The organism is Pseudomonas sp. HY13-MNA-CIBAN-0226 (assembly GCF_040310305.1).
Classification (GTDB): Bacteria; Pseudomonadota; Gammaproteobacteria; order Pseudomonadales; family Pseudomonadaceae; genus Aquipseudomonas; species Aquipseudomonas gregormendelii.
On sequence record NZ_JBEOPS010000006.1, the window covers coordinates 50,403 to 71,234 of the forward strand.

General features: G+C 60.4%; 23 protein-coding genes. 14 read left to right on the plus strand and 9 right to left on the minus strand.

Going from position 1 to position 20,832, the window contains the following annotated elements; all coding sequences use genetic code 11:
• Positions 1–61: 61 nt before the first annotated feature.
• From maiA to hmgA, 3 genes are read right to left on the minus strand one after another with little or no spacing between them, the layout of a single operon-like run.
• On the minus strand, positions 62–697 hold the full coding sequence (gene maiA / locus AAEZ05_RS08200; RefSeq protein WP_350646902.1) for a maleylacetoacetate isomerase: 636 nt from the start codon (positions 695–697) through the stop codon (positions 62–64).
• 12 nt (positions 698–709) lie between these two features.
• Positions 710–2,014 carry a fumarylacetoacetase gene (fahA, locus tag AAEZ05_RS08205; protein ID WP_350646903.1) on the minus strand — a complete coding sequence of 435 codons (1,305 nt, stop codon included), beginning with the start codon at positions 2,012–2,014 and terminating at the stop codon, positions 710–712.
• 3 nt (positions 2,015–2,017) lie between these two features.
• Positions 2,018–3,328, minus strand: a complete 1,311-nt coding sequence (hmgA, locus tag AAEZ05_RS08210; protein WP_350599010.1) for a homogentisate 1,2-dioxygenase — start codon at positions 3,326–3,328, stop codon at positions 2,018–2,020.
• A gap of 164 nt (positions 3,329–3,492) precedes the next feature.
• Here hmgA and AAEZ05_RS08215 point away from each other — a divergent pair, with 164 nt between their 5' ends.
• Positions 3,493–4,284: an IclR family transcriptional regulator gene (locus AAEZ05_RS08215; protein WP_045061410.1), complete on the plus strand. Its 792-nt coding sequence runs from the start codon at positions 3,493–3,495 to the stop codon at positions 4,282–4,284.
• Between the two features lie 547 nt (positions 4,285–4,831).
• On the opposite strand, the gene AAEZ05_RS08220 is transcribed toward AAEZ05_RS08215, so the two are convergent.
• From AAEZ05_RS08220 to AAEZ05_RS08235, 4 genes are all read right to left on the minus strand, one after another.
• Entirely contained in the window at positions 4,832–5,743 is a 912-nt protein-coding gene (locus AAEZ05_RS08220; RefSeq protein WP_045061411.1) for an SDR family oxidoreductase, read from the minus strand.
• Positions 5,744–5,918: 175 nt separating this feature from the next.
• Entirely contained in the window at positions 5,919–6,821 is a 903-nt protein-coding gene (locus AAEZ05_RS08225) for an alpha/beta fold hydrolase (RefSeq protein ID WP_205892967.1), read from the minus strand.
• Positions 6,821–7,603, minus strand: coding sequence for a class II aldolase/adducin family protein (locus AAEZ05_RS08230; protein WP_350646904.1), 783 nt, complete (start codon positions 7,601–7,603; stop codon positions 6,821–6,823). The genes AAEZ05_RS08225 and AAEZ05_RS08230 overlap by 1 nt, the downstream gene beginning before the upstream one ends.
• 102 nt (positions 7,604–7,705) lie before the next feature.
• Positions 7,706–8,161, minus strand: a complete 456-nt coding sequence (locus AAEZ05_RS08235) for a flavodoxin (protein WP_045061414.1) — start codon at positions 8,159–8,161, stop codon at positions 7,706–7,708.
• Between the two features lie 102 nt (positions 8,162–8,263).
• On the opposite strand from AAEZ05_RS08235, the gene AAEZ05_RS08240 reads away from it, so the two are divergent.
• Positions 8,264–8,722, plus strand: a complete 459-nt coding sequence (locus tag AAEZ05_RS08240; RefSeq protein ID WP_045061415.1) for a PAS domain-containing protein — start codon at positions 8,264–8,266, stop codon at positions 8,720–8,722.
• 72 nt (positions 8,723–8,794) lie between these two features.
• Positions 8,795–9,400 (plus strand): hypothetical protein, encoded by a 606-nt coding sequence (locus AAEZ05_RS08245; RefSeq protein ID WP_122837544.1) that lies wholly within the window; start codon positions 8,795–8,797, stop codon positions 9,398–9,400.
• A gap of 1 nt (position 9,401) precedes the next feature.
• Here AAEZ05_RS08245 and AAEZ05_RS08250 read toward each other — a convergent pair whose 3' ends face one another.
• The gene (locus tag AAEZ05_RS08250) at positions 9,402–10,361 is read right to left on the minus strand and encodes a MerR family transcriptional regulator (protein WP_152644312.1); all 960 of its coding nucleotides are present in this window, start codon (positions 10,359–10,361) and stop codon (positions 9,402–9,404) included.
• Positions 10,362–10,573: 212 nt separating this feature from the next.
• Here AAEZ05_RS08250 and AAEZ05_RS08255 point away from each other — a divergent pair, with 212 nt between their 5' ends.
• The 11 genes from AAEZ05_RS08255 to AAEZ05_RS08305 all read left to right on the plus strand — a co-directional run bounded on the left by AAEZ05_RS08255 (position 10,574) and on the right by AAEZ05_RS08305 (position 19,535).
• On the plus strand, positions 10,574–11,143 hold the full coding sequence (locus AAEZ05_RS08255; RefSeq protein ID WP_045061418.1) for an antibiotic biosynthesis monooxygenase: 570 nt from the start codon (positions 10,574–10,576) through the stop codon (positions 11,141–11,143).
• 225 nt (positions 11,144–11,368) lie between these two features.
• Entirely contained in the window at positions 11,369–12,079 is a 711-nt protein-coding gene (folM, locus tag AAEZ05_RS08260; protein ID WP_045061419.1) for a dihydromonapterin reductase, read from the plus strand.
• A 21-nt stretch (positions 12,080–12,100) separates the two neighbouring features.
• Positions 12,101–12,676, plus strand: a complete 576-nt coding sequence (gene folE, locus AAEZ05_RS08265; protein ID WP_045061420.1) for a GTP cyclohydrolase I FolE — start codon at positions 12,101–12,103, stop codon at positions 12,674–12,676.
• 2 nt (positions 12,677–12,678) lie between these two features.
• Positions 12,679–13,050 (plus strand): dihydroneopterin triphosphate 2'-epimerase, encoded by a 372-nt coding sequence (gene folX, locus AAEZ05_RS08270; RefSeq protein WP_045061421.1) that lies wholly within the window; start codon positions 12,679–12,681, stop codon positions 13,048–13,050.
• Positions 13,051–13,146: 96 nt separating this feature from the next.
• Positions 13,147–13,443, plus strand: coding sequence for a DUF1244 domain-containing protein (locus tag AAEZ05_RS08275; protein WP_045061422.1), 297 nt, complete (start codon positions 13,147–13,149; stop codon positions 13,441–13,443).
• On the plus strand, positions 13,436–13,774 hold the full coding sequence (locus AAEZ05_RS08280; RefSeq protein ID WP_045061423.1) for a HopJ type III effector protein: 339 nt from the start codon (positions 13,436–13,438) through the stop codon (positions 13,772–13,774). The genes AAEZ05_RS08275 and AAEZ05_RS08280 overlap by 8 nt, the downstream gene beginning before the upstream one ends.
• A 224-nt stretch (positions 13,775–13,998) precedes the next feature.
• Positions 13,999–15,249 carry a 2-aminoadipate transaminase gene (locus AAEZ05_RS08285; RefSeq protein ID WP_045061424.1) on the plus strand — a complete coding sequence of 417 codons (1,251 nt, stop codon included), beginning with the start codon at positions 13,999–14,001 and terminating at the stop codon, positions 15,247–15,249.
• 189 nt (positions 15,250–15,438) lie between these two features.
• Positions 15,439–16,413, plus strand: coding sequence for an amino acid ABC transporter permease (locus tag AAEZ05_RS08290; protein ID WP_045061425.1), 975 nt, complete (start codon positions 15,439–15,441; stop codon positions 16,411–16,413).
• A 6-nt stretch (positions 16,414–16,419) separates the two neighbouring features.
• On the plus strand, positions 16,420–17,211 hold the full coding sequence (locus tag AAEZ05_RS08295) for an amino acid ABC transporter ATP-binding protein (protein ID WP_045061426.1): 792 nt from the start codon (positions 16,420–16,422) through the stop codon (positions 17,209–17,211).
• A 45-nt stretch (positions 17,212–17,256) separates the two neighbouring features.
• Positions 17,257–18,090, plus strand: a complete 834-nt coding sequence (locus tag AAEZ05_RS08300; RefSeq protein WP_082069232.1) for a transporter substrate-binding domain-containing protein — start codon at positions 17,257–17,259, stop codon at positions 18,088–18,090.
• A 161-nt stretch (positions 18,091–18,251) separates the two neighbouring features.
• Positions 18,252–19,535 (plus strand): NAD(P)/FAD-dependent oxidoreductase, encoded by a 1,284-nt coding sequence (locus AAEZ05_RS08305; RefSeq protein ID WP_045061428.1) that lies wholly within the window; start codon positions 18,252–18,254, stop codon positions 19,533–19,535.
• A 184-nt stretch (positions 19,536–19,719) separates the two neighbouring features.
• Here the strand turns inward: AAEZ05_RS08305 and trxB are convergent, their stop codons facing one another.
• Positions 19,720–20,682 carry a thioredoxin-disulfide reductase gene (gene trxB / locus AAEZ05_RS08310; RefSeq protein ID WP_122837533.1) on the minus strand — a complete coding sequence of 321 codons (963 nt, stop codon included), beginning with the start codon at positions 20,680–20,682 and terminating at the stop codon, positions 19,720–19,722.
• Between the last annotated feature and the right edge of the window lie 150 nt (positions 20,683–20,832).

Here is a 20,832-nt window from a genome sequence, read left to right on the forward strand (position 1 = left end):
CCGCCATCGCGAGCAAGCTGTGCTCCCACAGGTTGCAGGATGCTTATATTGGCGTGTGCAGTCAGGGAGTATCCGGCTGATTGGCCGGGTGTGCCTTGATGAATGCCGGGTGAGCCGCTGCCAGCGCCGCCACCCGGCGAATACGTGGCCAGGCCTGCGGGGAGATGTTGAAGCGCTCAGCCGCATACAGCTGCGGTATCAGATAAACATCCGCCACCCCAGGTTGCGATCCGAAACAGTACCCCTCGTCACCAATCAACTGTTCAACGGTCCCAAGCCCCTGGCTGATCCAGTGCCCGATCCACTCGACTACCTGCTGTTCATCGTGACCCAACTGCCGAAGCCTGTTGAGCACGCTGACATTATGCAGCGGGTGAACATCGCAGCCGATCAGCGCCGCGACCCCGCGCTCATGAGCGCGAGCGGCCAGATCGGTGGCCAACAGCGGCACCTGTGGATACCGTTCCTCAAGGTACTCAATGATCGCCGGTGACTGGATCAACAGATCGCCTTCATCAGTGCGCAAGGCCGGCACGCGGCCTTGCGGGTTGATGCCCAGATACGGCGCCTGGCGGTGCTCGCCCCCCGCCGGCGCGATCAGATTGACCGGCAGCGCCTGATAGTCCAGGCCCTTGAGTGCCAGGGCAATCCGCACCCGGTAGGACGATGTCGAACGGTAATAGGTAAAGAGTTCCATCGGCCGATCCTCTTAACGCGCCGGCAGCACTTTGCCGCGGCACTCGCCAAAACCGATGGAGGCAAACCCGTCGCGGCTGCAACGGGCGCGCAGGATGATCTCGTCACCGTCCTCGAGGAATTTACGCACCTCACCACTCGCCAGTTCAATCGGCTTTTTCCCGCCTTCGGTGATTTCCAGCAGGCTGCCGAACTGACCGTTCTTCGGGCCGGACAATGTGCCCGAACCGAACAGGTCGCCCGCCTGCAACTGGCAGCCGTTGACGCTGTGATGCGCCACCATCTGCGCCACAGTCCAGTACATGTGCCGGGTGTTGCTCAGGGTCAGGCGATGGGCCGGCAGATTCTGCTCGCGCATCGCTTCGGTGAGCAGCAGGACTTCCAATTCAATGTCGAAAGCCCCGGCGGCCTGGTCACGCGGGTCGTACAGATACGGCAGCGGTTGCGGATCGCCTTTGGGACGTGCGGGCTGGGCACGGCGGAACGGCTCCAGTGCTTCAGCCGTCACCACCCAGGGCGAGATGCTGGTGATGAAACTTTTCGACAGGAATGGCCCCAGTGGCTGGTACTCCCACGCCTGGATGTCCCGCGCCGACCAATCGTTGAGCAGGCAGAAACCGGCGATGTGATCTGCGGCGTCAGCGATGGCGATCGAGTCGCCCATCTCGTTGCCCTGGCCGATCCAGATGCCCAGCTCCAGCTCGTAGTCCAGCCGTGCGCACGGACCGAACACCGGCTCGGCCTGCCCGGCCGGCAGGGTCTGGCCTTTCGGGCGCCGAACGTCGGTACCGGAGGGGCGAATGGTCGAGGCTCGACCGTGGTAGCCGATTGGCACGTACTTGTAGTTCGGCAGCAGCGGGTTGTCCGGGCGGAACAGTTTGCCGACGTTTTGCGCATGCTCGATGCCCACGTAGAAGTCGGTGTAATCGCTGATTTTCGCCGGCAGGTGCATCACGCAGTTTGCCGCCAGCGGCAGCAGCCTCGCGCCCTGGGCTTCGATTTTGCCGTGCAGGGTGCTGCCTTCTGCCAGCAACTGCAGCAGCCGCTCACGCAACGCCTTGCGCGCTGGCGTACCGGCCTGGAAAAAAGCATTCAGTTGCCCGCCGCAGGTGGCTTCGGCCGCCGCTTTGGCAGCGCCTTCGAACAGACCGGCATCCAGCGCCGCTTCCAGATCGAAGATGTGATCGCCGATGGCCACGCCACTGCGCGGTGCCCCGCCGTCAATGCTGAACACGCCCAGTGGCAAGTTCTGCAGCGGAAAATCGACATGGTCGTTGGCCGAAGCAACCCAGCTGCGAGTAGTGGAAGTCTGAGTCATGGGTTATCTCCGGGTCGGGTCGAAAGTGGCGGGCAGCGTGGCCCAGCAAGTGTCGTAGTTTTTCTGTAATTGCGGGCACTCCAGGGCGAACCGGCTCGGGCGCAGGACCTGGCAGGTTTCGAACATGAAGGCCATGGTGTTATCGATTTTCGCCGGCGCCAGTTCAGCGTTGATTGCCCTGGTGCAGGTTTCGCCGTCGGGCCCATGGGCGCTCATGCAGCTGTGCAGGGACGCACCGCCCGGCACGAAACCTTCGGCCTTGGCGTCGTACTCGCCCTTGATCAGCCCCATGAATTCATTCATCAGGTTGCGGTGGAACCAGGGCGGGCGGAAGGTGTTCTCGGCCACCATCCAGCGTGGCGGAAAGATCACGAAGTCGAGATTGGCCAGGCCGTGGGTGCTGGTGGGCGATGTCAGGACGGTAAAGATGGAGGGGTCCGGATGATCGAAACTGACGGTGCCGATGGTGTTGAACCGGCGCAGATCATATTTGTACGGCACGTTGTTGCCGTGCCAGGCGACCACGTTAAGCGGCGAATGATCGAGCTCGCAGCCCCACAGCTGGCCGAGGAATTTCTGCACCAGGGTAGTCGGCTGCTGGAGGTTTTCGTAATGCGCGACCGGCGCCAGGAAGTCCCGAGGGTTGGCCAGGCCGTTGCTGCCAATAGGCCCGAGGTCCGGAAGGCGCAGCGGCGCCCCATGGTTTTCGGCAATGTAGCCACGGGCCTGTGGGTCCAGCAGTTCGACGCGAAACTTCATGCCCCGGGGCAGCACGGCGATTTCCAGTGGCTCCAGCTCCAGCACCCCCAGCTCGGTGGCGATGCGCAGGCGACCCCTCTCGGGGACCAGCAGCAACTCACCATCAGCATTGAAGAACACGCGCTCCATGGAACGGTTGGCACGGTAGCTGTAGATGCTGATGCCGGACGGTTTTTCCGCCGCTGAGTTGGCCACCATGCTGACCAGCCCGTCGATGAAATCGGTCGGCTCATCCGGCATGTCCAGCGGGTTCCAGCGCAGGCGATTGGGCGTCACCTCGCCCAGCGGGCCGCCCGCCAGTTGGCGTTCAAGCTTGACGAACGCGGGATGATTGGCCGAGGGCTGGATGCGATACATCCACGTGCGCCGCGACTCGGCGCGGGCCATGGTGAAGGCCGTGCCAGACAGCAGTTCGGTGTACAGCCCGTACGGGGCTTTCTGCGGAGAGTTCTGCCCGATCGGCAAGGCGCCAGGCAGGGCTTCGCTGCTGAATTGGTTACCGAAACCGGACTGGTAGGCAGGCCCGGCTGCGGACGCGGTTGAATCGAGGTTCATGGAGCCTCCTGAACAGGGAGCAGGCCGTGGCCAGTCCTGCTTCGCAGAAATCTCGGCACGCCCGGGTTATTTTTATCGTAATTCGATTACGCATAACGTAATTTGATTGGTTTCTACCGTCAAGCTATAAAGACGCCCATTCGTAACAGGATCAGATCGCCTTCATGGAAACGCCGCGTAGCAACGACAAGCAGAAAGTCCGCTCGGCCGAGGTCGGCACCGACATCCTCAAGGCGCTCGCCGAGTTGTCGCCTTCGACTTCGCTGTCACGCCTGGCCGAACACGTGCAGATGCCGGCGAGCAAAGTGCATCGCTACCTGCAGGCGTTGATCGCCAGTGGTTTTGCCGAACAGAACTCCGCGACCAACCATTACGGCCTGGGCCGTGAAGCCCTTCGCGTGGGCCTGGCAGCCCTGAACAGTATGGACGTGCTGAAAGTCGGCGCCCTGCCCCTGGCCGACTTGCGCGACGAACTGAACGAAACCTGTTTCCTGGCGGTGTGGGGCAACCAAGGTGCGACGGTTGTGCACATTGAGCCCGCGGTTCGTGCCGTCACGGTGGTGACTCAACTGGGATCGGTGCTGCCACTGCTCAGTTCGTCCACCGGCCTGGTGTTTGGTGCCTACTTGCCCAAGCGCGAAACCGTGGATCTGCGCGAGATGGAGCTACAGGCAGGCAAGCCCCACCCGCTGGCGGACGATCAGGCCTACGTAACGCTGTGTGAACGCATCCGCGACCGCGGCCTGCATCACGTGCACGGGTTATTGATGCCCGGCGTCGATGCATTGTCGGCGCCGGTGTTCAACGCCGTGGGCCAGGTGGTGGCGGTGATGACCATTGTCGGCCCGGCGTCGTTGTTCCACGCCGATGAAGACGGCCCCGCAGCGCAGCGATTGCTGGCCGCTACCCGCGCCGTCAGCTGGCGCATGGGCTTTGAGCCCGCCCCTGCCCCGTGACCTCAGGATGAGGCAACCAGACTGACTGCTGACCTGGAACCGTACTCCAAGTTAAACGATGTCGGCGATCTGCCGTTGCTGCATCAAGCGCTGCGCATCGCGCAGCAGCACGAACGCCTGGGCGTCATCCGCCAAAAAGGATGGGTAGCCTGAGCGCCCAGGCTCCGCGCGGGGTATGCGGGGTGTATGGGGCGGTATCAGGGGCGTGGATGCGCCGCGCAGACACTGTTGCCGATGCTGCAACAGTGCATGTCGATAATCGCTATTTTTCCTTTGGGAACAAGGCTTTATTCTGGGTGGGCTTTCGGGGGAACAGGCTGGAGGCGCGGATCGATGGCGGTGTGTTGTTGTCCACTGCATCGTTGACCGGATTCAGATGAATTGAAGATTTTTCGGTTCATTGCACTGTGTACACAGACGTTGATTTGTAGCTCCTTGATCGAACGTCTTACTTTGGCCGCTGCGTTTGCAGCGGCCTTTTTTATGGCGTTTTTGTGGGAGCAAAGCTTTGCTCCCACAGGTGTGGCCACAGAGAAACAACCTGCGTTTACAACGAGTACTTCTGCAAATTCCCCATCATCTCCTTCAGCGCCTCGATATTATCCTTGGGATGTGCCGCCCCCTCGAAATCGCAAATCTGCTGCCAATTCGCCGCCACATCTTCCGGCGAGAACCCCACCCGCGGATCAAACCCGACGCCCAGGCTGCGTTCCCAGCGAACTTTGCCCATCCAGCCACCCCCTACCTCGAACAGCCCTGAAGTCTCCTGGCAGTTTTCACTGGCGAGGTACACCACCAGCGGGCTGACCAGCTCCGGCTTGAGTTGTTCGAACACTTGCGGCGGGATCAGGCCTTCGGTCATGCGGGTGCCGCCGGTGGGGGCGATGGCGTTGACCAGAATATTGTTCTTGCGACCTTCAATGGCCAGGGTGCGGGTCAGGCCGTAGAGGCCGAGTTTGGCCATGCCGTAGTTGGACTGGCCGAAGTTGCCGTAAATGCCGGAAGTCGACGCCGTGAAGATCACCCGGCCGTAGTTTTGCTCGCGCATGTGCGGCCAGGCCGCGCGGGTCACCTTGTAGGCGCCCTCGACGTGGACGCGGTAGACCAGGTCCCAATCGGCGTCTTCCATTTTGTGGAAGGTTTTGTCGCGCAAAATCCCGGCGTTATTGACGACTACATCGACCCGGCCGAAGGCGTCCATGGCGTGCTGGACGATTTTGTCGCCGTCAGTGACGGAGTCGTGGTTGGCTTCGGCGATGCCGCCCGCTTCGCGAATTTGCGCGACCACTCGATCAGCCGCCGAAGCGTTGGCGCCCTCCCCCTGGGCCGAACCTCCCAGGTCGTTAACCAGAACCTTCGCGCCCTGACTGGCGAACAGCAACGCGTGGGCGCGACCGAGGCCGCCGCCGGCACCGGTAATGATCACGACTTTATCTTCGAAGCGCACAGACTCACTCATGGGGGACAACTCCAGGCCAAAGGGACATGAGCCCGAGTGTCAGGCACGGGGCTGCGGGTCACAATGAAAACGGCTGGGGCTGAATAGTGCTCGATAAGGCAGGGGGATGATGCGTTAAAGCTCGCAGCCTTCGGCAGTTCCTGCAGAAACGCCGACAGCGATATTTACCGCAGATTTACGAACAGGCGACCTTGCGCGGCAGTAACACGCAATTGTCGCGGAACTCCAGGTAGTGCTTGAGCACCTGCGCAGGCGCTTCGATTTGTGGATAGTGACCAATACCGGGCAGCACGACCGTGTCGGGGTTGGGTATCAGCTGGCGATAGCGTTCGACCATGTGCCCGCCGGAAATGGGATCGGCCTCGCCATCGATCACTCGCATGGGCACTTCGTTGCGTTGCATGGCGGCGACCCAGCGATCACGCTGCGCGCGGCGCTCGGGAATGTAGCCAATGAGTTTGTGCATGATGCGCGGGCCACGGTTGCTTTCCACCAGACTCCAGAAGTCGTCCATCTCGCTCTCGCTCGGGCCACTGTGAGGGCCGAAGACATGCCGGAAACTCTTCACCAGCGCGTCCCGGTTAAAGGCCCGCCCGATCATCCAGCCCAACGGGCTGAGCAGCAGTTTCTGTACCAGCAAGGCACGATGGGTTTCAGGAAACAGGCCGCCATTGAGAAATACGCAGCTGGCCAGCTCGATGCGCGTCTCGTGGTGCCGCGCCAACAGTTCCTGGGCAACGCTGTCACCGTAATCGTGGGCAAGCACATGCACCGGGTCTGCGACTTGCAAGTGCGCGAGCAGCGCTTGCTGCAAGTCGGCTTGCTCCAGCAGGCTGTAGTCATGCTGGGTGGGCTTGGCAGAATCACCGAAGCCGAGCATGTCGCAGGCAATAACCCGGTAACGCTGGGCCAGTGGCGGCCACAGGCAATGCCAGTCCCAACTGGCGGTGGGAAAACCATGGATGAGCAGCAACGGCTCACCCTGCCCCGCCGTCCAGTAACGGATGTGCTGGCCACGGAAAATGAAGGTCTGGCCACGTTTGCGCCAGACGCACAGCGGAATCTCGGCGAGTGCCATCAGAGTTTATAACCCGGGTCGAGTTGATCGAGTTTGCGCAGCAACGCTGGCCAGGCCAGTGCACCACCCATCCCTTGAGCACTTTTGGTCACACCCGCAATCATCGCCTTGGCCCCAGCCAGAATCTGCGGCTCGATGGCGATCAACTCGGCCCGACCGTTTTGCGCCAGCACCTGGATATCGCAGGCGCGCTGGAAGATGAACATCATCAGGAAGGTATCGGCGATGCTGCTGCCACAGGTCAGCAGGCCATGGTTGTGCAGCATCAGGAAATTGTTCTGACCAAGGTCGGCTTGCAGTCGCGCTTTCTCCTCATGGTTGAGCGCGACACCTTCGTAAGCGTGATAGCCCAGGCTGGACAAGACGAACAGCGACTGCTGGCTGATCGGCAAAACGCCCTGCTTCTGCGCCGACACCGCGACACCGGCCGCCGTATGGGTGTGCAGCACGCACACCACGTCGTGACGCACTTCATGCACGGCGCTGTGGATGGTGTACCCCGCCGGATTGATCTCGTAGGGGCTGTCCATCAACTTGTTGCCGGCCTGATCCACCTTGACCAGGCTCGACGCAGTGATCTCGTGAAACATCAGCCCGAAAGGGTTGATCAGAAAATCTTCAGTGCCAGGCACTTTGGCAGAAATGTGCGTGAAGATCAGGTCATCCCAGCCATGCTGGGCGACCAGCCGATAACAGGCGGCCAGATCAACGCGAGCCTGCCATTCGGCGGCGCTGACCTGATCTTTGACGTTAGGCGGTGACGAGACGGGGGCTACGCTCACGACAAGGAACTCCTGTTCTTATTGTTCTGCACGTGACAGCAGTCTAGTCAGCCTCCGGGATTCGCGTAGTTGCATTGGCAGCCAGCTTGATGGCCGAGCGAGTCAGTTACGTAACGCCACCACCAGTTCTGCCAACCAGGGCTCGGCATCGGTTTCCGGGGTCACGCTCTCGCTGGCGTCCAGGCGCAGCATCGGCAGTACTTCACGAACGCCCAGCTCGCCGAACAGTTCACGCATCAGCTCACCACCGCCGCAAAAAGTATCGCCGTAGCTCGCATCGCCCAGGCCGATGACCGCACCCGGCAGACCGCGCCAGGCCGCCGGCAGCTGGTCGCGAATGGCGAAATAAAGCGGCTGCAGGTTGTCTGGCAGCTCGCCCATGCCAGTGGTCGAGGTTACTGCGAGCAAGGCTTCGGGGGCGAAAGCCTGCACATCAGCAAGCGTTGCCCGAGGGTTATGCCAGGTGTCGAAACCGGCCTCCTTCAAAATGCCTGCCGCGTGACGAGCGACTTCTTCGGCAGAACCGTAAACCGAGCCGGAAAAAATGGCGACTTTCATCAATCTGATCCTAATGCTGAGTAATTAAGGAGGATATTACCAGCAGGCCCACAATGGTTTCTTTTAGAATGCGAAGGTCAATCAGACAGGAAAGGATTCTCAATGATCAACGCCCAGCTGCTGCAACTGGTCATCAACGCCTCCAACGACGGTATCGTGATTGCCGAGAAAGAAGGCGATCAAGACACCATCCTGATTTACGTGAACCCGGCATTTGAACGCTTGACAGGCTATTCCAGCGAGGAAGTCCTGTACCAGGATTGCCGCTTCCTGCAGTCCGGCGACCGCGACCAGGACGCACTGGCGGTCATTCGCGAGACCTTGAGCACAGGTGGCTCATGCCGGGAAACGCTGCGCAATTACCGCAAGGACGGGACGCCCTTCTGGAACGAGCTGTCGCTTTCCACGGTAAAAAGCGAAAGCGACGGTATAACGTACATCGTTGGCGTGCAGAAGGACGTCAGCGCTCAGGTCAAGGCGCGGCAGCGCATTGCCCAACTTGAGACCCAACTGGCTGAAGTCCAGGCCGAGCTTGCCGCGCTGAAAGCGACGAACGGTTAAAACAAAAAGGCGAATTAATTGTCATTAACTACAATCACCGATGACTTTGTAACTATTTCTTTCGAGTAGATCATGCAACGCGACGCGCTCCTGACGCAGGATGAGCTGGATTTCATCCAGACCATGCAACACAACCCGCAACTGAACATGCGGGATGCGACGTCGAGCCTGTTGGTAAATGGTGGTTCGCAAATCCGTGATCTGCTCACGCGCCTGGCTGCGCACGAGCAAGTCACCATCCAGGCCAATTTCGAAAATCAGCAGATGACTTTTCCATTGCACCTGGTCGAAGACGAATTCCATGCGCTGCATCTGCGCCTCGGCGTGCCCAGCATCTACGAAGACGGGCCGATGGTGAGGCCCTGGCGCCTGGTGCTTGAGGAGCCGGTAGCACTGGAAAACGCCAACGGCCAGCCAGGTACCCTGTGGGTACATGAGGTGTCGTTCAAAGGTGTTCTGCTGGAAGTGCGCAACAAGACCAAACCGCCGAAACACTTCGCCTTGTGGTTCAGCCCGTCCGGCTATGAACGGATCGCGTTGCGCGGAACATTCGAGAAAGAAACCGAAAGCGGCTTTTTTGCTTATCAGCTAAGTCAGAGCGACAAGGACGAAACCGAGCGGCTGCGTCAGTTCATCCTTCAGCAACATCGCCTGACCCACCCCGCCCTGCACCTCTGATTTAAGTATCGAGATTGCCCGCCAGAAATTGTTTCAGGCGCTGGCGCATCACCACACCTTCACTGCCCAGGCAACCGATCGACGACTCGGCCAGGCATTCTTGCGCCAGGTCAGACGCATCACCGGCCAGGAACAACTGACAATCCAGGCTCAGGGCCAGTCGATTCAGACGTCGAGGAAAGTCGGGGGCTGGCGCGTGATTAGACACCAGCACCAGTGCCTGCGGCTTGACCCGTTCGCAGACCAGGGTGAGTTCGTCAAAAGGCTGACCGATCGACAGGAACTGAATGGCCGAGTCGACATGGCTGAGGTACAGCGCCGTCACCAGTACCTCAAGCTCACGGGCCTGGTCGCCCAAGGCGCAGACAATCACCCGGCGCGGTTGCATGACGCGCATCAGTTGCATGCGCTGCAACACCCGGGAGCGCAGGAAACCGTCGAGAAATAGCCATTCGCTGGTTTGCCCGAACCCTTCATGGCGCAGCAGCAACTGTTGCCACAGCGGCATGAGGATGTCCTGAAAGACCACCGCCAGTGGATAACTCGAAAAGATCTGGCCGTAGATCTGTTCCAGCAGCACTTCATCAAAACCACTGACCGCCGCCTGCACTTGCTGCTGCCACTGGGCATAGTCGGCGAGCACCAGTTCGTCAGGGATGATGTTCGCCAGGGCCTGGAGAGGTTCGGCCTTGGCCAGTATCTTGCCGACCTTGCTGACCGCTACACCGCGCTCGATCCAGCCGAGGATGCTGCGAACTTTTTCGATATCGGCCATGGAATACAGGCGATGCCCGCTTTCGGTGCGCGTGGGCTGAAGCAGCCCATAACGGCGCTCCCAGGCACGGAGGGTCACCGGATTGATTCCGGTCAGGCGACAGACCTCCCGAATGGGAAACAGGTCTTCGCGCTCCAGCGAACGCGCTTGCAGCGTAGAAGCGGCGATGTCAGTCAATACAGGCATTTCGCGGCCCCACGTCCTTGCAAGAATAGGCAGTCATCTTAGCTCTACTGCCCCCTGACCATTCAAGAAATTCATGAATGACCAAAGGCGCTGGTGAATTATCCAGAATCAGGAATAATCCTTGCTTGATTCAACGCGCAGCCCATTACCCCGGTGCTGCGCCTGGCGAATCTCCTACCCGGAGAGACGCATTTGTCTTACGGAGATACACAATGTCTACTTCCCCCGTCACGCTGATGGTTGCGCGTCGAGTCGCCGATGGGCGCTATCAGGACCTGATGGACTGGCTGCGCGAAGGCGAACAGCTGGCCACCGACTTCAAAGGTTATCTTGGCTCCGGCGTGCTTGCTCCGCCGCCCGGCGATAACGAATTCCAGATCATCTTCCGCTTCGCCGACGAGCAAACCATGCACGCCTGGGAGCATTCCGCCTCGCGTACAGCCTGGCTGGCGCGTGGCAGCGACCTGTTTGCCCACCCCAAGGAGCATCGGGTCAGCGGTATTGAAGGCTGGTTCGGCGCCGCAGGTGTACGTCCGCCGCGCTGGAAACAGGCGGTGGCTATCTGGCTGGCGTTCTTTCCGGTGTCGTTGTTGTTCAACTTTGTGCTGGAGCCGTTGCTGGGCGAGCTGAGCCTTTTGCCGCGGGTGCTGGTCAGTACGCTGTGCCTGACGCCGTTGATGGTTTATTTCTTCATTCCGCTGTCGACGAAGGTACTGGCGGGATGGCTGAGTGGTGATTCTGCTCGGCGGGTGGCGGTGAAGGCTTCTGCGCAGAATCATTGAAGCCACCACCACTCCCCTGTAGGCGCGCGCTCGCTCGCGATGGTCGCCAACGATGACGCGGGGCAACAGCGTGGCTGCCGCGACGTGCAGACCATCGCGAGCAAGCTTTGCTCCCACAGTGCTCAGGTCTCAGTACTCAGGCCTCAATCCCGGAGCCTCACAGGACGGAGGTAGATCCACCCCGGCGCTGGTATAGTTTGGCTCTTACCGCAAAGCGAGCCCGACATGACCTCTTGCGCAGCCCCAATCCTCATCACCGGCGCCGGCCAGCGAGTCGGCCTGCACTGTGCGCAGCGATTGCTCGAGGAAGGTCAGCCGGTCATCTTCAGCTATCGCACCGAACGCCCCGGTGTGCAGGCCCTGCGCGATCTGGGCGCCACGGCGGTGTTCGCCGACTTCTCCAGCGAAGCCGGGATTCTCGCCTTCATCGCCGAGCTGAAAACCCACACCGACAGCCTGCGGGCCATCGTGCATAATGCCTCCGAATGGCTGGCTGAAACCCCCGACACCGACGCGCTCGCCTTCACCCGCATGTTCAATGTACACATGCTGGCGCCCTACCTGATCAACCTGCATTGTGCCGACCTGCTTGAACGCTCGAGCCCGGCAGACATCGTGCACATCAGTGACGACGTGACGCGCAAGGGCAGCAGCCGCCACATCGGCTATTGTGCGAGCAAGGCCGGGCTCGATAGCCTGACGCTGTCCTTCGCCGCGAGGTACGCGCCGACCATCAAGGTCAACGGCATTGCGCCGGCCCTGCTACTGTTCAACCCTGAAGACGACGCAGCGTACCGCGCCAAGGCCCTGGCCAAGTCCGCGCTGGGGATTGAACCCGGTAGCGAAGTGATCTATCAAAGCCTGCGCTACCTGCTCGACAACCCTTATGTCACCGGCACGACCCTGACCGTCAACGGCGGACGGCACGTCAAGTAGACGGCCCCGCGAGGATGTTCCATGACTCTAACGCTACCCCGCAACGCCCTGTCCCAGAGCTATCGCGAGATCCTCATCGGCATTGGTGAAAACCCCGACCGTGAAGGCCTGATCGATACTCCGACGCGAGCGGCCAAGGCCATGCAGTACCTCTGCCATGGCTATGAACAGAGTGTCGAGGACATCGTCAACGGCGCGCTGTTTTCCTCGGATACCGACGAGATGATCATCGTTGCCGACATCGAGCTGTACTCGTTGTGCGAACATCACCTGCTGCCCTTCATCGGCAAGGCCCATGTGGCTTATATTCCGACTGGCAAGGTGCTGGGCCTGTCGAAGATCGCGCGGCTGGTGGACATGTTCGCCCGCCGCCTGCAGATCCAGGAAAACCTCACCCGGCAAATCGCCGATGCGGTGCAATCTGTGACCGATGCCGCCGGCGTCGCAGTCGTTATCGAAGCACGGCACATGTGCATGATGATGCGCGGCGTCGAGAAACAGAATTCGACCATGAACACTTCGGTGATGCTCGGCGCCTTTCGCGAGTCGAGCAATACCCGCCAGGAGTTCCTGCAATTGATTGGACGGAGCAAGTAGCAATGCCACAACTTCAGCCAGGAATGGCACGCATACGGGTCAAGGACCTGTGTTTGCGCACCTTCATCGGAATCAACGAGGATGAGATCCTCAACAAGCAGGACGTGCTGATCAACCTGACGATCCTGTACGCGGCCCAGGAGGCGGTGCGCGACAACGACATCGATCACGCGCTGAACTACCGCACCATCACCAAGGCGATCATCGCTCACGTGGAGGGTAATCGCTTTGCCCTGCTCGAACGCCTGACCCAGGAAATCCTCGATCTGGTGATGCTCAACGAATCGGTGCTGTACGCCGAGGTCGAAGTGGACAAGCCCCACGCACTGCGCTTCGCCGAGTCAGTATCGATAACGCTTGCAGCCAGCCGCTAGCTGCAAGTTGCAGGCTTGAAGCGGTAAACTGCGAGCCAACGCCATCCACTTTTTACAGCTTGAAGCGTGCCGCCTGGAGCTGCCTCAGAGATTCCTATGACCGATCAACAACGCCTCGAACTCGAAGCCGCCGCTTTCCGCCGGCTGGTGGCGCATCTCGATAGCCGCAAGGATGTGCAAAACATCGACCTGATGAACCTCTCCGGGTTCTGCCGTAACTGCCTGTCCAAGTGGTACAAAGCCGCCGCCGATGAACGCCAGATCGACGTCAGCCTCGATGACGCCCGCGAAGTCGTGTACGGCATGCCGTACGCCGAGTGGAAAGGCCAATACCAGCAAGAAGCCAGCGCCGAGCAACAGGCGGCGTTCGCCAAAGGAAAACCCAATGAGTGACTTGAACACCCTGCGCGCCAGCCTGCAGAGCGGCGAACACGTTTTTGCCGACACCCTGGCCTTTATCGCAGCGGGCTACGACTACCAACCCCAGGCCTTCAGCAACGGCGGCGTGGACAATGCTGCCGGCCAGAACGAAGGCTCGTGCAAGACCCTGGGCCTGGCGCTGCTGGAAGGCCTGAGCGATGAAGAGGCTCTGCTGGCGTTCGGTGAACATTACCGTTCGGTGCTGGCGACGCCCGAGGGCAGCGATCATGGCAATATTCGGGCGTTGATTGCCCACGGGCTGGCGGGTGTGAAGTTCAGTGCGCAGCCTCTGACTCGTCGCTGACCTGAAATCAAAATCAAAAGATCGCAGCCTCCGGCAGCTCCTACCTTGGAACGCGTTCCAGACTGTAGGAGCTGCCGGAGGCTCGGGCCGCGTTCGGACGATCTTTTGATCTTCAAAAACATCCCGACTTTTAAGATTGACCCGGCGACTTTATTTCGTTTGCCCGCCACCACCGCTCACGGCTTAGATAAAAAGAAGCATCCCTTCTTCAGAGTCGGTCACCCATGAGCAGCGAAAGCATCAGCCGTTCGATCAACGTGGTTCATCCCGTCACCCTCAGCCATGGCAAAAATGCCGAGGTCTGGGACACCGAGGGCAAGCGCTACATCGACTTCATCGGTGGTATCGGCGTGCTCAACCTCGGTCATTGCCACCCGCGCATCGTCGAAGCCATTCGAGATCAGGCCACACGGCTGACCCATTACGCATTCAACGCCGCCCCACACCAGCCCTACATCGATTTGATGGAGCGCCTCAGCGCCTTCATCCCCGTCGACTACCCCGTCAGCGGAATGCTCACCAACAGTGGCGCAGAAGCCGCAGAAAACGCCTTGAAGATCGTCCGCGGCGCCACCGGGCGTAGCGCCGTGATTGCTTTCGACGGCGCGTTTCACGGCCGTACCCTGGCCACCCTCAACCTCAACGGTAAAGTTGCGCCCTACAAGCAAAAAGTTGGCGTGCTGCCCGGGCCTGTTTACCACTTGCCCTATCCGAGCCACGACAATGGCGTGACCTGCGCTGAAGCCCTCAAAGCCATGGACCGTCTGTTCAGCGTGGAAATCGACATTGCGGACGTCGCCTGTTTCATCTTCGAACCGGTGCAGGGCGAAGCGGGCTTTCTCGCGATGGACCCGGCGTTTGCCCAGGCGCTGCGGCGTTTGTGCGATGACAAGGGTATTGTGCTGATCGCCGACGAAATCCAGTCGGGCTTTGGCCGTACCGGCCAGCGCTTCGGATTTTCGCGCCTTGGCATCGAGCCGGACCTGATTCTGCTGGGCAAAAGCATCGCCGGCGGAGTGCCACTGGGAGCGGTGGTCGGGCGCAAAGCGCTGCTGGACGTGCTGCCCAAGGGCGGGCTGGGTGGCACCTATTCCGGCAACCCAATTGCCTGCGCGGCTGCGCTGGCGACCCTTGACGAAATGACCGACGCCCGGCTGCACAGCTGGGGGGCGCAGCAGGAAGAAGCCATCGTCAGCCGCTATCAGTCCTGGCACACCCGCCAGCTGTCGCCCTTCCTCGGGCGCCTGACCGGTGTCGGCGCCATGCGCGGCATCGAGCTGACTCATCCTGACGGCAGTCCGGCTGCAGCGCAGCTCACCCAATTGCTGGCCCTGGCGCGTGATGCCGGCTTGTTGCTGATGCCCAGTGGCAAGTCGCGCCACATCATCAGGCTGCTGGCGCCATTGACTACCGAGGCCGCCGTGCTGGAGGAAGGCCTCGACATCCTCGAGTCCTGCCTGGCACTACTGACCTGATGGCAAAATGAGCTCAGGGACTGACGTAGCGAATTATGGTCGCTTGCAGTCCCTGAATGTGCGTCGCAATACTCATTGAACACACCCGATTTCGAATGGTGGGAGCCGGCTTGCCGGCTCCCAAAGTTCAAATCCTGACCAACCTCATCTTATCAGCGAGATCATCACCATCTAAACGCCGAGGCATGCATGTATCACGACAATATAATTTATAAGAAGAAGTCCAACGATCCTCAATTCCTGCTCGGCGTAGCCGTTGTACTGTTCCTCGGCGCCTACCTGATGAACCTGGGCAACAGCGCCCTCGGTAACTTTCTGCATCCACTGCTGGGCAATGCCCCCGACAGCCTGACTACCCGCAACATCGCCATCGGCCTGGCCATCGCCGCGCTGGGGACGCTGAACTTCCACATCCTCGGACGCCTGAAGTTCAAGGTGCAGACCACAGTGGTCTGGATTGAACTTCTTATCCTGTTCCTCGCGTTCTTCGACACCTTCGACCTGTCCTACAGCTTCATCCTCGACAAGGTCGGTTTCCTGATCGTCCAGGGCGCTGCCACCACGCTGTACATCTCGGCGGTGGCGATCGTGATTGCCTTCGTGCTGGCGTTGATCGGCGCGGTCGCCAAGCTGTCGAACAACGGCCTGGCCAACGCCCTCGCCTCGTTCTACACCTCGTTCTTTCGCGGCGTGCCGTTGCTGATCCAGATCTACCTGATCTACCTCGGCCTGCCGCAGCTGGGGTATGTGGTCGACGCAGTCCCGGCGGGCATCCTCGCCTTGTCGCTGTGCTACGGCGCGTACATGACCGAGATTTTCCGCGCCGGCATCCAGAGCATTCCGGTGGGTCAGTGGGAAGCCTCCCGGGCGTTGAATATCAGCCCGTTCAAGACCTTGAGCCGGGTGATCATGCCCCAGGCGCTGCGCGTGATTATCCCGCCCACCGGCAACCAGTTCATCGCCATGCTCAAGGACAGCTCCCTGGTTTCGGTGATCGGCGTGTGGGAGTTGATGTACCTGGCCAAGACCCAGGGCCGGGCTGACTTCCGCCACCTGGAAATGCTGATCACCGCCGCGATGATCTACTGGGCGCTGTCGTTCATTCTCGAGCGGGTGCAGGCGCGAATCGAAAAACGGGTCAACCGATCCACGGCAAGAGGTTGATGGCTGATGACTCTCACCAGTACCGCAGAACGTCTCGACCTGGCCCCTGCTGCGCCAGCCAATCCCCCGATGATTTCCATCACCGGCCTGAACAAGTGGTACGGCAATTTTCATGCGCTACGCGATGTCGACCTGACCGTCGCCACCGGTGAAATCCTGGTGGTGTGCGGGCCCTCGGGCTCGGGCAAGTCGACGATGATTCGCTGCATCAACCATCTGGAGAATTTCCAGAAAGGCCAGATCAAGGTCAACGGCATCGTCCTCACCAGCGAGGCAGAAAGTGTCAGCGCCGTGCGCAGTGAAATCGGCATGGTGTTCCAGAGCTTCAACCTGTTCCCGCACCTCAGCGTGATGGACAACCTGACCCTGGCGCCGCAACTGGTGCAAGGCGTGTCGGCTGGCGAAGCGAAGAAGCGTGCGCAGGTTTACCTGGAGCGGGTGCGCATTGCCGAGCATGCCGACAAATATCCGTCGCAATTATCCGGCGGCCAGCAGCAGCGAGTGGCGATTGCCCGGGCGCTGTGCATGAATCCCAAAGTGATGCTGTTCGATGAACCGACCTCGGCCCTGGACCCGGAAATGGTCCATGAAGTACTGGACGTGATGGGCGAATTGGCTACCGACGGCATGACCATGATCTGCGTCACCCATGAAATGGGCTTTGCCAGCAAGGTCGCCGACCGCGTGCTGTTCATGGATCAGGGGCAGGTGATCGAACAGGCCACCCCGGCCGAATTTTTCAATAACCCGCAGACCGAACGTGCGCAGAAGTTCCTCTCGCAGATTATCGGTCACTGAACACCGCTTCGCCCGCCATAACAATAACGAGACATGGAGATGGACATGGTCAGAAGTAAACGCGTACTCACCCTCGCCGCCGCAATGTCGCTGTTGTTTGTCGGCGCCGCCAATGCCGGCGCGGTGCTGGACAAGATCCAGAGCAGCAAGACGATGACCGTTGCCACGTCGGCCACCTGGCCGCCACAAGGCTTCATCAACGACAAGAATGAAATCGATGGCTTCGATATCGATGTTTCGAAAGAAATCGCCAAGCGCCTGGGCGTCGAGGTCAAGTTCATCACGCCCGATTGGGACGTGATCACCGCCGGCAAGTGGAACGGACGCTGGGACATGTCCGTGGGCTCGATGACGGCAACCAAAAGCCGCGCGCGCATCCTCGACTTCCCGGGCACTTATTACTACGTGCCTTATGTCTTTGCCGTGCATGACAAGTCCACGGTCACGGACCACAAAGCCTTGAACGGCAAGACCATCGGCGTTGAAGGGGGCACCACTTCCGAGGACTTCCTCAACCAGGCATTGGCCATCGAAACCAGCGATGTGCCGCCCGTGGTGTACGACGTCAAGACCGAAAAAATGAAAACCTACGCCGGTTCCGTCGGGCCGCTGGACGACCTGCGCCTGGGCGATGGCGCTCGCCTGGACGCCATCCTTACCCAGCGCAGCACCCTGGATGCGGCGGTCAAAAAAGGCTACCCGCTACGCGCCGTGGACAACGTCGTCGCTTTCTATGAACCGCTGGCCGTGGCTACCGACAAAGGTGATCCGGAGTTGAAGGCCAAGCTGGGCACCATCATCGACGAAATGCACAAGGACGGCACGCTGACGAAATTGTCGACCAAGTGGTACGGCGTCGATTACTCGACCGTCAAGTAACCCGCTTCCCTTGTAGGAGCGAGCTCGCTCGCGATGGGCGTCAACGATAACGCGGGCAGCCTGAATGAACGCGGTGTCCATGGTTTCTCGCGAGCAAGCGCGCTCCTGCAGGGTTGAATGTGTGCGTGCATGTGCAGTCAACTATTTTCAAGGATCGACCCATGTCCTTCCCCAACACCTGGTACTCCCAAACCTCGCTGCCCCGCGCGGCCAGGCCTGAACTCAATACCGATGAAAACTGTGACGTGTGCATCATTGGTGCCGGCATCGCCGGCCTCACCGCGGCCCTGGAACTGACCCGACGCGGCAAAAGGGTGATCGTGCTGGAAGCCCATCAGGTGGCCTGGGGCGCGTCCGGACGCAATGGCGGCGTGGTCTCGCCGGGCTGGGCTGAAGGCTCGGGGGCCATTCGCAAGAAGCTAGGCCTGGATCAGGCCAGGGCACTGTTCCAGATGTCAGTCGAAGGCGTACAGATCGTGCGCAACAATATCGCCGAATTGGCGCTGGGCGGTTGCGAGCCGTCCGCCGGCACGATCCGGGTCAAGCGCTACGACGACGGCGCTGGCGTCAAGTCTCACATCGAGACGATGCGCCGCGACTTCGGCTACGAACTCAATTACCTAAACACCGCGCAGGTTCGAGAACGGGCTCACACCCAACGCTACTTCCAGGGCGTAGAAGACCCGAACGCCCTGCATTTTCACCCGCTCAATTACTGCCTGGGCCTGGCCTTGGCGATTGAAGCGGCGGGCGGCAAGGTTCACGAACACTCGAAAATGCTGGCCTGGCATCACGAAGGTGCGGACAAGTTGATCCGCACGGCTCGCGGCAGCGTACGCTGCCAGCACCTGGTGTTCTGCGCGGGCGGCTACGGTGGCCCGGAGCTGCAGAAGCTCAGTCGCGCCTACCTGCCTATTGCCACTTACGTGGTGCTGACCGAGCACCTGGGCGATTCGATCAAATCGGTGCTCGATTCCGGCGCGGCGTTTTCCGATGACCGTCGAGCTTCGGATTATTATCGGGTAGTGGAAGGCGATCGCCTGCTCTGGGGCGGACGCATCACCACCCGTAACGAACAGAATGAGCAAGCCCTGGCCGCCATGCTCAAGGCAGACATGGTCTCGGTCTACCCACAGCTGGCCCCCGTGAAAATCGAACTGGCCTGGTCCGGGCTGATGGGCTATTCAACCAACAAGATGCCCAACCTCGGGTGGCTGGAACCGGGTGTCTGGGCCTGTACTTCATTTGGTGGGCACGGGTTGAATACCGGTTCGATTGGGGGCCGCGTCATCGCTGAAGCGGTGTGCGGGGAAAGCCGGCGGTATGAGCAGTTCAAACCCTACTTGCTGGACTGGAACGGCGGGCCGTTTGGGCGGGTCGCGGCGAATGCGATTTATCAGTCGTTGAAGGTGATGGATTTCGTGCAGGAACGAATCAAGGGTTGAATTTGTAACGGATCTGCCTGTGGGAGCGAGCCTGCTCGCGATGGACGTCAACGATGCTGTGGGCTTCCTGGATAAACGGGTCGCATGGAGGTTTTTCGCGAGCAAGCTCGCTCCTACAGTTGAGTGTTGACAGGATTCACGGACAAAAAAACCGGCCGAAGCCGGTTTTTTCATTTCAACGCTCTCAGAACTTGGCGTTCTGCAGGTCGTCCAGGTAGCGCTCGGCATCCAGTGCAGCCATGCAGCCGGCACCGGCGGAGGTGATGGCCTGGCGGTAGACGTGGTCGGCCACGTCGCCAGCCGCGAAGATACCTTCGAGGTTGGTCGCGGTAGCGTTGCCTTCACGGCCGCCCTGCACAACCAGGTAACCATCTTTCATGGTCAACTGGCCTTCGAACAGCGAAGTGTTCGGCGTATGGCCGATAGCGATGAACACGCCGTCGACTTTCAGTTCATCGAAGCTGCCGTCGTTGTTCTTCAGGCGCGCACCGGTCACGCCCATGTTGTCGCCCAGCACTTCGTCGAGCGTCGAGTTCAGCTTCAGCACGATCTTGCCTTCGGCAACGCGGGCGTTCAGCTTGTCGATCAGGATCTTCTCGGCGCGGAAGGTTTCGCGACGGTGGACCAGGGTCACTGTGCTGGCGATGTTGGCCAGGTACAGCGCTTCTTCCACCGCGGTGTTGCCACCGCCCACTACCGCCACTGGCTTGTTGCGGTAGAAGAAACCGTCGCAGGTAGCGCAGGCCGAAACGCCCTTGCCCATGAACGCTTCTTCCGATGGCAGGCCCAGGTAACGAGCGCTGGCGCCAGTGGCGATGATCAGGGCGTCGCAGGTGTAAGTCCCGCTGTCGCCGGTCAGGCTGTAAGGCTTGGAAGCAAAGTCCACGGCATTGATGTGATCGAAGACGATCTCGGTCTCGAAGCGCTCGGCGTGTTCTTTCATCCGCTCCATCAACGCCGGGCCGGTCAGGCCGTGGACATCGCCCGGCCAGTTGTCGACTTCGGTGGTGGTGGTCAGCTGACCGCCAGCCTGCATGCCGGTGATCAGCAGTGGCTTGAGGTTGGCACGTGCGGCATAGACCGCTGCGCTGTAACCGGCAGGGCCGGAACCAAGAATAATCACTCGCGAATGACGGACTTCAGACATGACCTGCTCCTGTTGACCGGCCCAAACAACTGGCGCGGAACGCCGGGTTGCCGGCGGGAATTAAAAAGGACCGTTGAAAGCACTTGGGGAAGGCTTGGGCTCGACAGTCCTGTAAAAAGAATGGGTGCAGCTTATCGAGGGGGCGAAGAT

What these genes read in the sequence shown, in the direction of transcription:
- AAEZ05_RS08275 (WP_045061422.1), top strand. Translation starts at nt 13,147, where the DNA reads ATGACCGATCAACAACGCCTCGAACTCGAAGCCGCCGCTTTCCGCCGG.
- folE (WP_045061420.1), top strand. Translation starts at nt 12,101, where the DNA reads ATGACTCTAACGCTACCCCGCAACGCCCTGTCCCAGAGCTATCGCGAG.
- AAEZ05_RS08240 (WP_045061415.1), top strand. Translation starts at nt 8,264, where the DNA reads ATGATCAACGCCCAGCTGCTGCAACTGGTCATCAACGCCTCCAACGAC.
- AAEZ05_RS08305 (WP_045061428.1), top strand. Translation starts at nt 18,252, where the DNA reads ATGTCCTTCCCCAACACCTGGTACTCCCAAACCTCGCTGCCCCGCGCG.
- AAEZ05_RS08285 (WP_045061424.1), top strand. Translation starts at nt 13,999, where the DNA reads ATGAGCAGCGAAAGCATCAGCCGTTCGATCAACGTGGTTCATCCCGTC.
- AAEZ05_RS08280 (WP_045061423.1), top strand. Translation starts at nt 13,436, where the DNA reads ATGAGTGACTTGAACACCCTGCGCGCCAGCCTGCAGAGCGGCGAACAC.
- AAEZ05_RS08300 (WP_082069232.1), top strand. Translation starts at nt 17,257, where the DNA reads ATGGTCAGAAGTAAACGCGTACTCACCCTCGCCGCCGCAATGTCGCTG.
- AAEZ05_RS08295 (WP_045061426.1), top strand. Translation starts at nt 16,420, where the DNA reads ATGACTCTCACCAGTACCGCAGAACGTCTCGACCTGGCCCCTGCTGCG.
- AAEZ05_RS08255 (WP_045061418.1), top strand. Translation starts at nt 10,574, where the DNA reads ATGTCTACTTCCCCCGTCACGCTGATGGTTGCGCGTCGAGTCGCCGAT.
- maiA (WP_350646902.1), bottom strand. Translation starts at nt 697, where the DNA reads ATGGAACTCTTTACCTATTACCGTTCGACATCGTCCTACCGGGTGCGG.
- trxB (WP_122837533.1), bottom strand. Translation starts at nt 20,682, where the DNA reads ATGTCTGAAGTCCGTCATTCGCGAGTGATTATTCTTGGTTCCGGCCCT.
- AAEZ05_RS08250 (WP_152644312.1), bottom strand. Translation starts at nt 10,361, where the DNA reads ATGCCTGTATTGACTGACATCGCCGCTTCTACGCTGCAAGCGCGTTCG.
- AAEZ05_RS08225 (WP_205892967.1), bottom strand. Translation starts at nt 6,821, where the DNA reads ATGGCACTCGCCGAGATTCCGCTGTGCGTCTGGCGCAAACGTGGCCAG.
- AAEZ05_RS08215 (WP_045061410.1), top strand. Translation starts at nt 3,493, where the DNA reads ATGGAAACGCCGCGTAGCAACGACAAGCAGAAAGTCCGCTCGGCCGAG.
- AAEZ05_RS08290 (WP_045061425.1), top strand. Translation starts at nt 15,439, where the DNA reads ATGTATCACGACAATATAATTTATAAGAAGAAGTCCAACGATCCTCAA.
- fahA (WP_350646903.1), bottom strand. Translation starts at nt 2,014, where the DNA reads ATGACTCAGACTTCCACTACTCGCAGCTGGGTTGCTTCGGCCAACGAC.
- AAEZ05_RS08220 (WP_045061411.1), bottom strand. Translation starts at nt 5,743, where the DNA reads ATGAGTGAGTCTGTGCGCTTCGAAGATAAAGTCGTGATCATTACCGGT.
- AAEZ05_RS08245 (WP_122837544.1), top strand. Translation starts at nt 8,795, where the DNA reads ATGCAACGCGACGCGCTCCTGACGCAGGATGAGCTGGATTTCATCCAG.
- hmgA (WP_350599010.1), bottom strand. Translation starts at nt 3,328, where the DNA reads ATGAACCTCGATTCAACCGCGTCCGCAGCCGGGCCTGCCTACCAGTCC.
- AAEZ05_RS08235 (WP_045061414.1), bottom strand. Translation starts at nt 8,161, where the DNA reads ATGAAAGTCGCCATTTTTTCCGGCTCGGTTTACGGTTCTGCCGAAGAA.
- folX (WP_045061421.1), top strand. Translation starts at nt 12,679, where the DNA reads ATGCCACAACTTCAGCCAGGAATGGCACGCATACGGGTCAAGGACCTG.
- folM (WP_045061419.1), top strand. Translation starts at nt 11,369, where the DNA reads ATGACCTCTTGCGCAGCCCCAATCCTCATCACCGGCGCCGGCCAGCGA.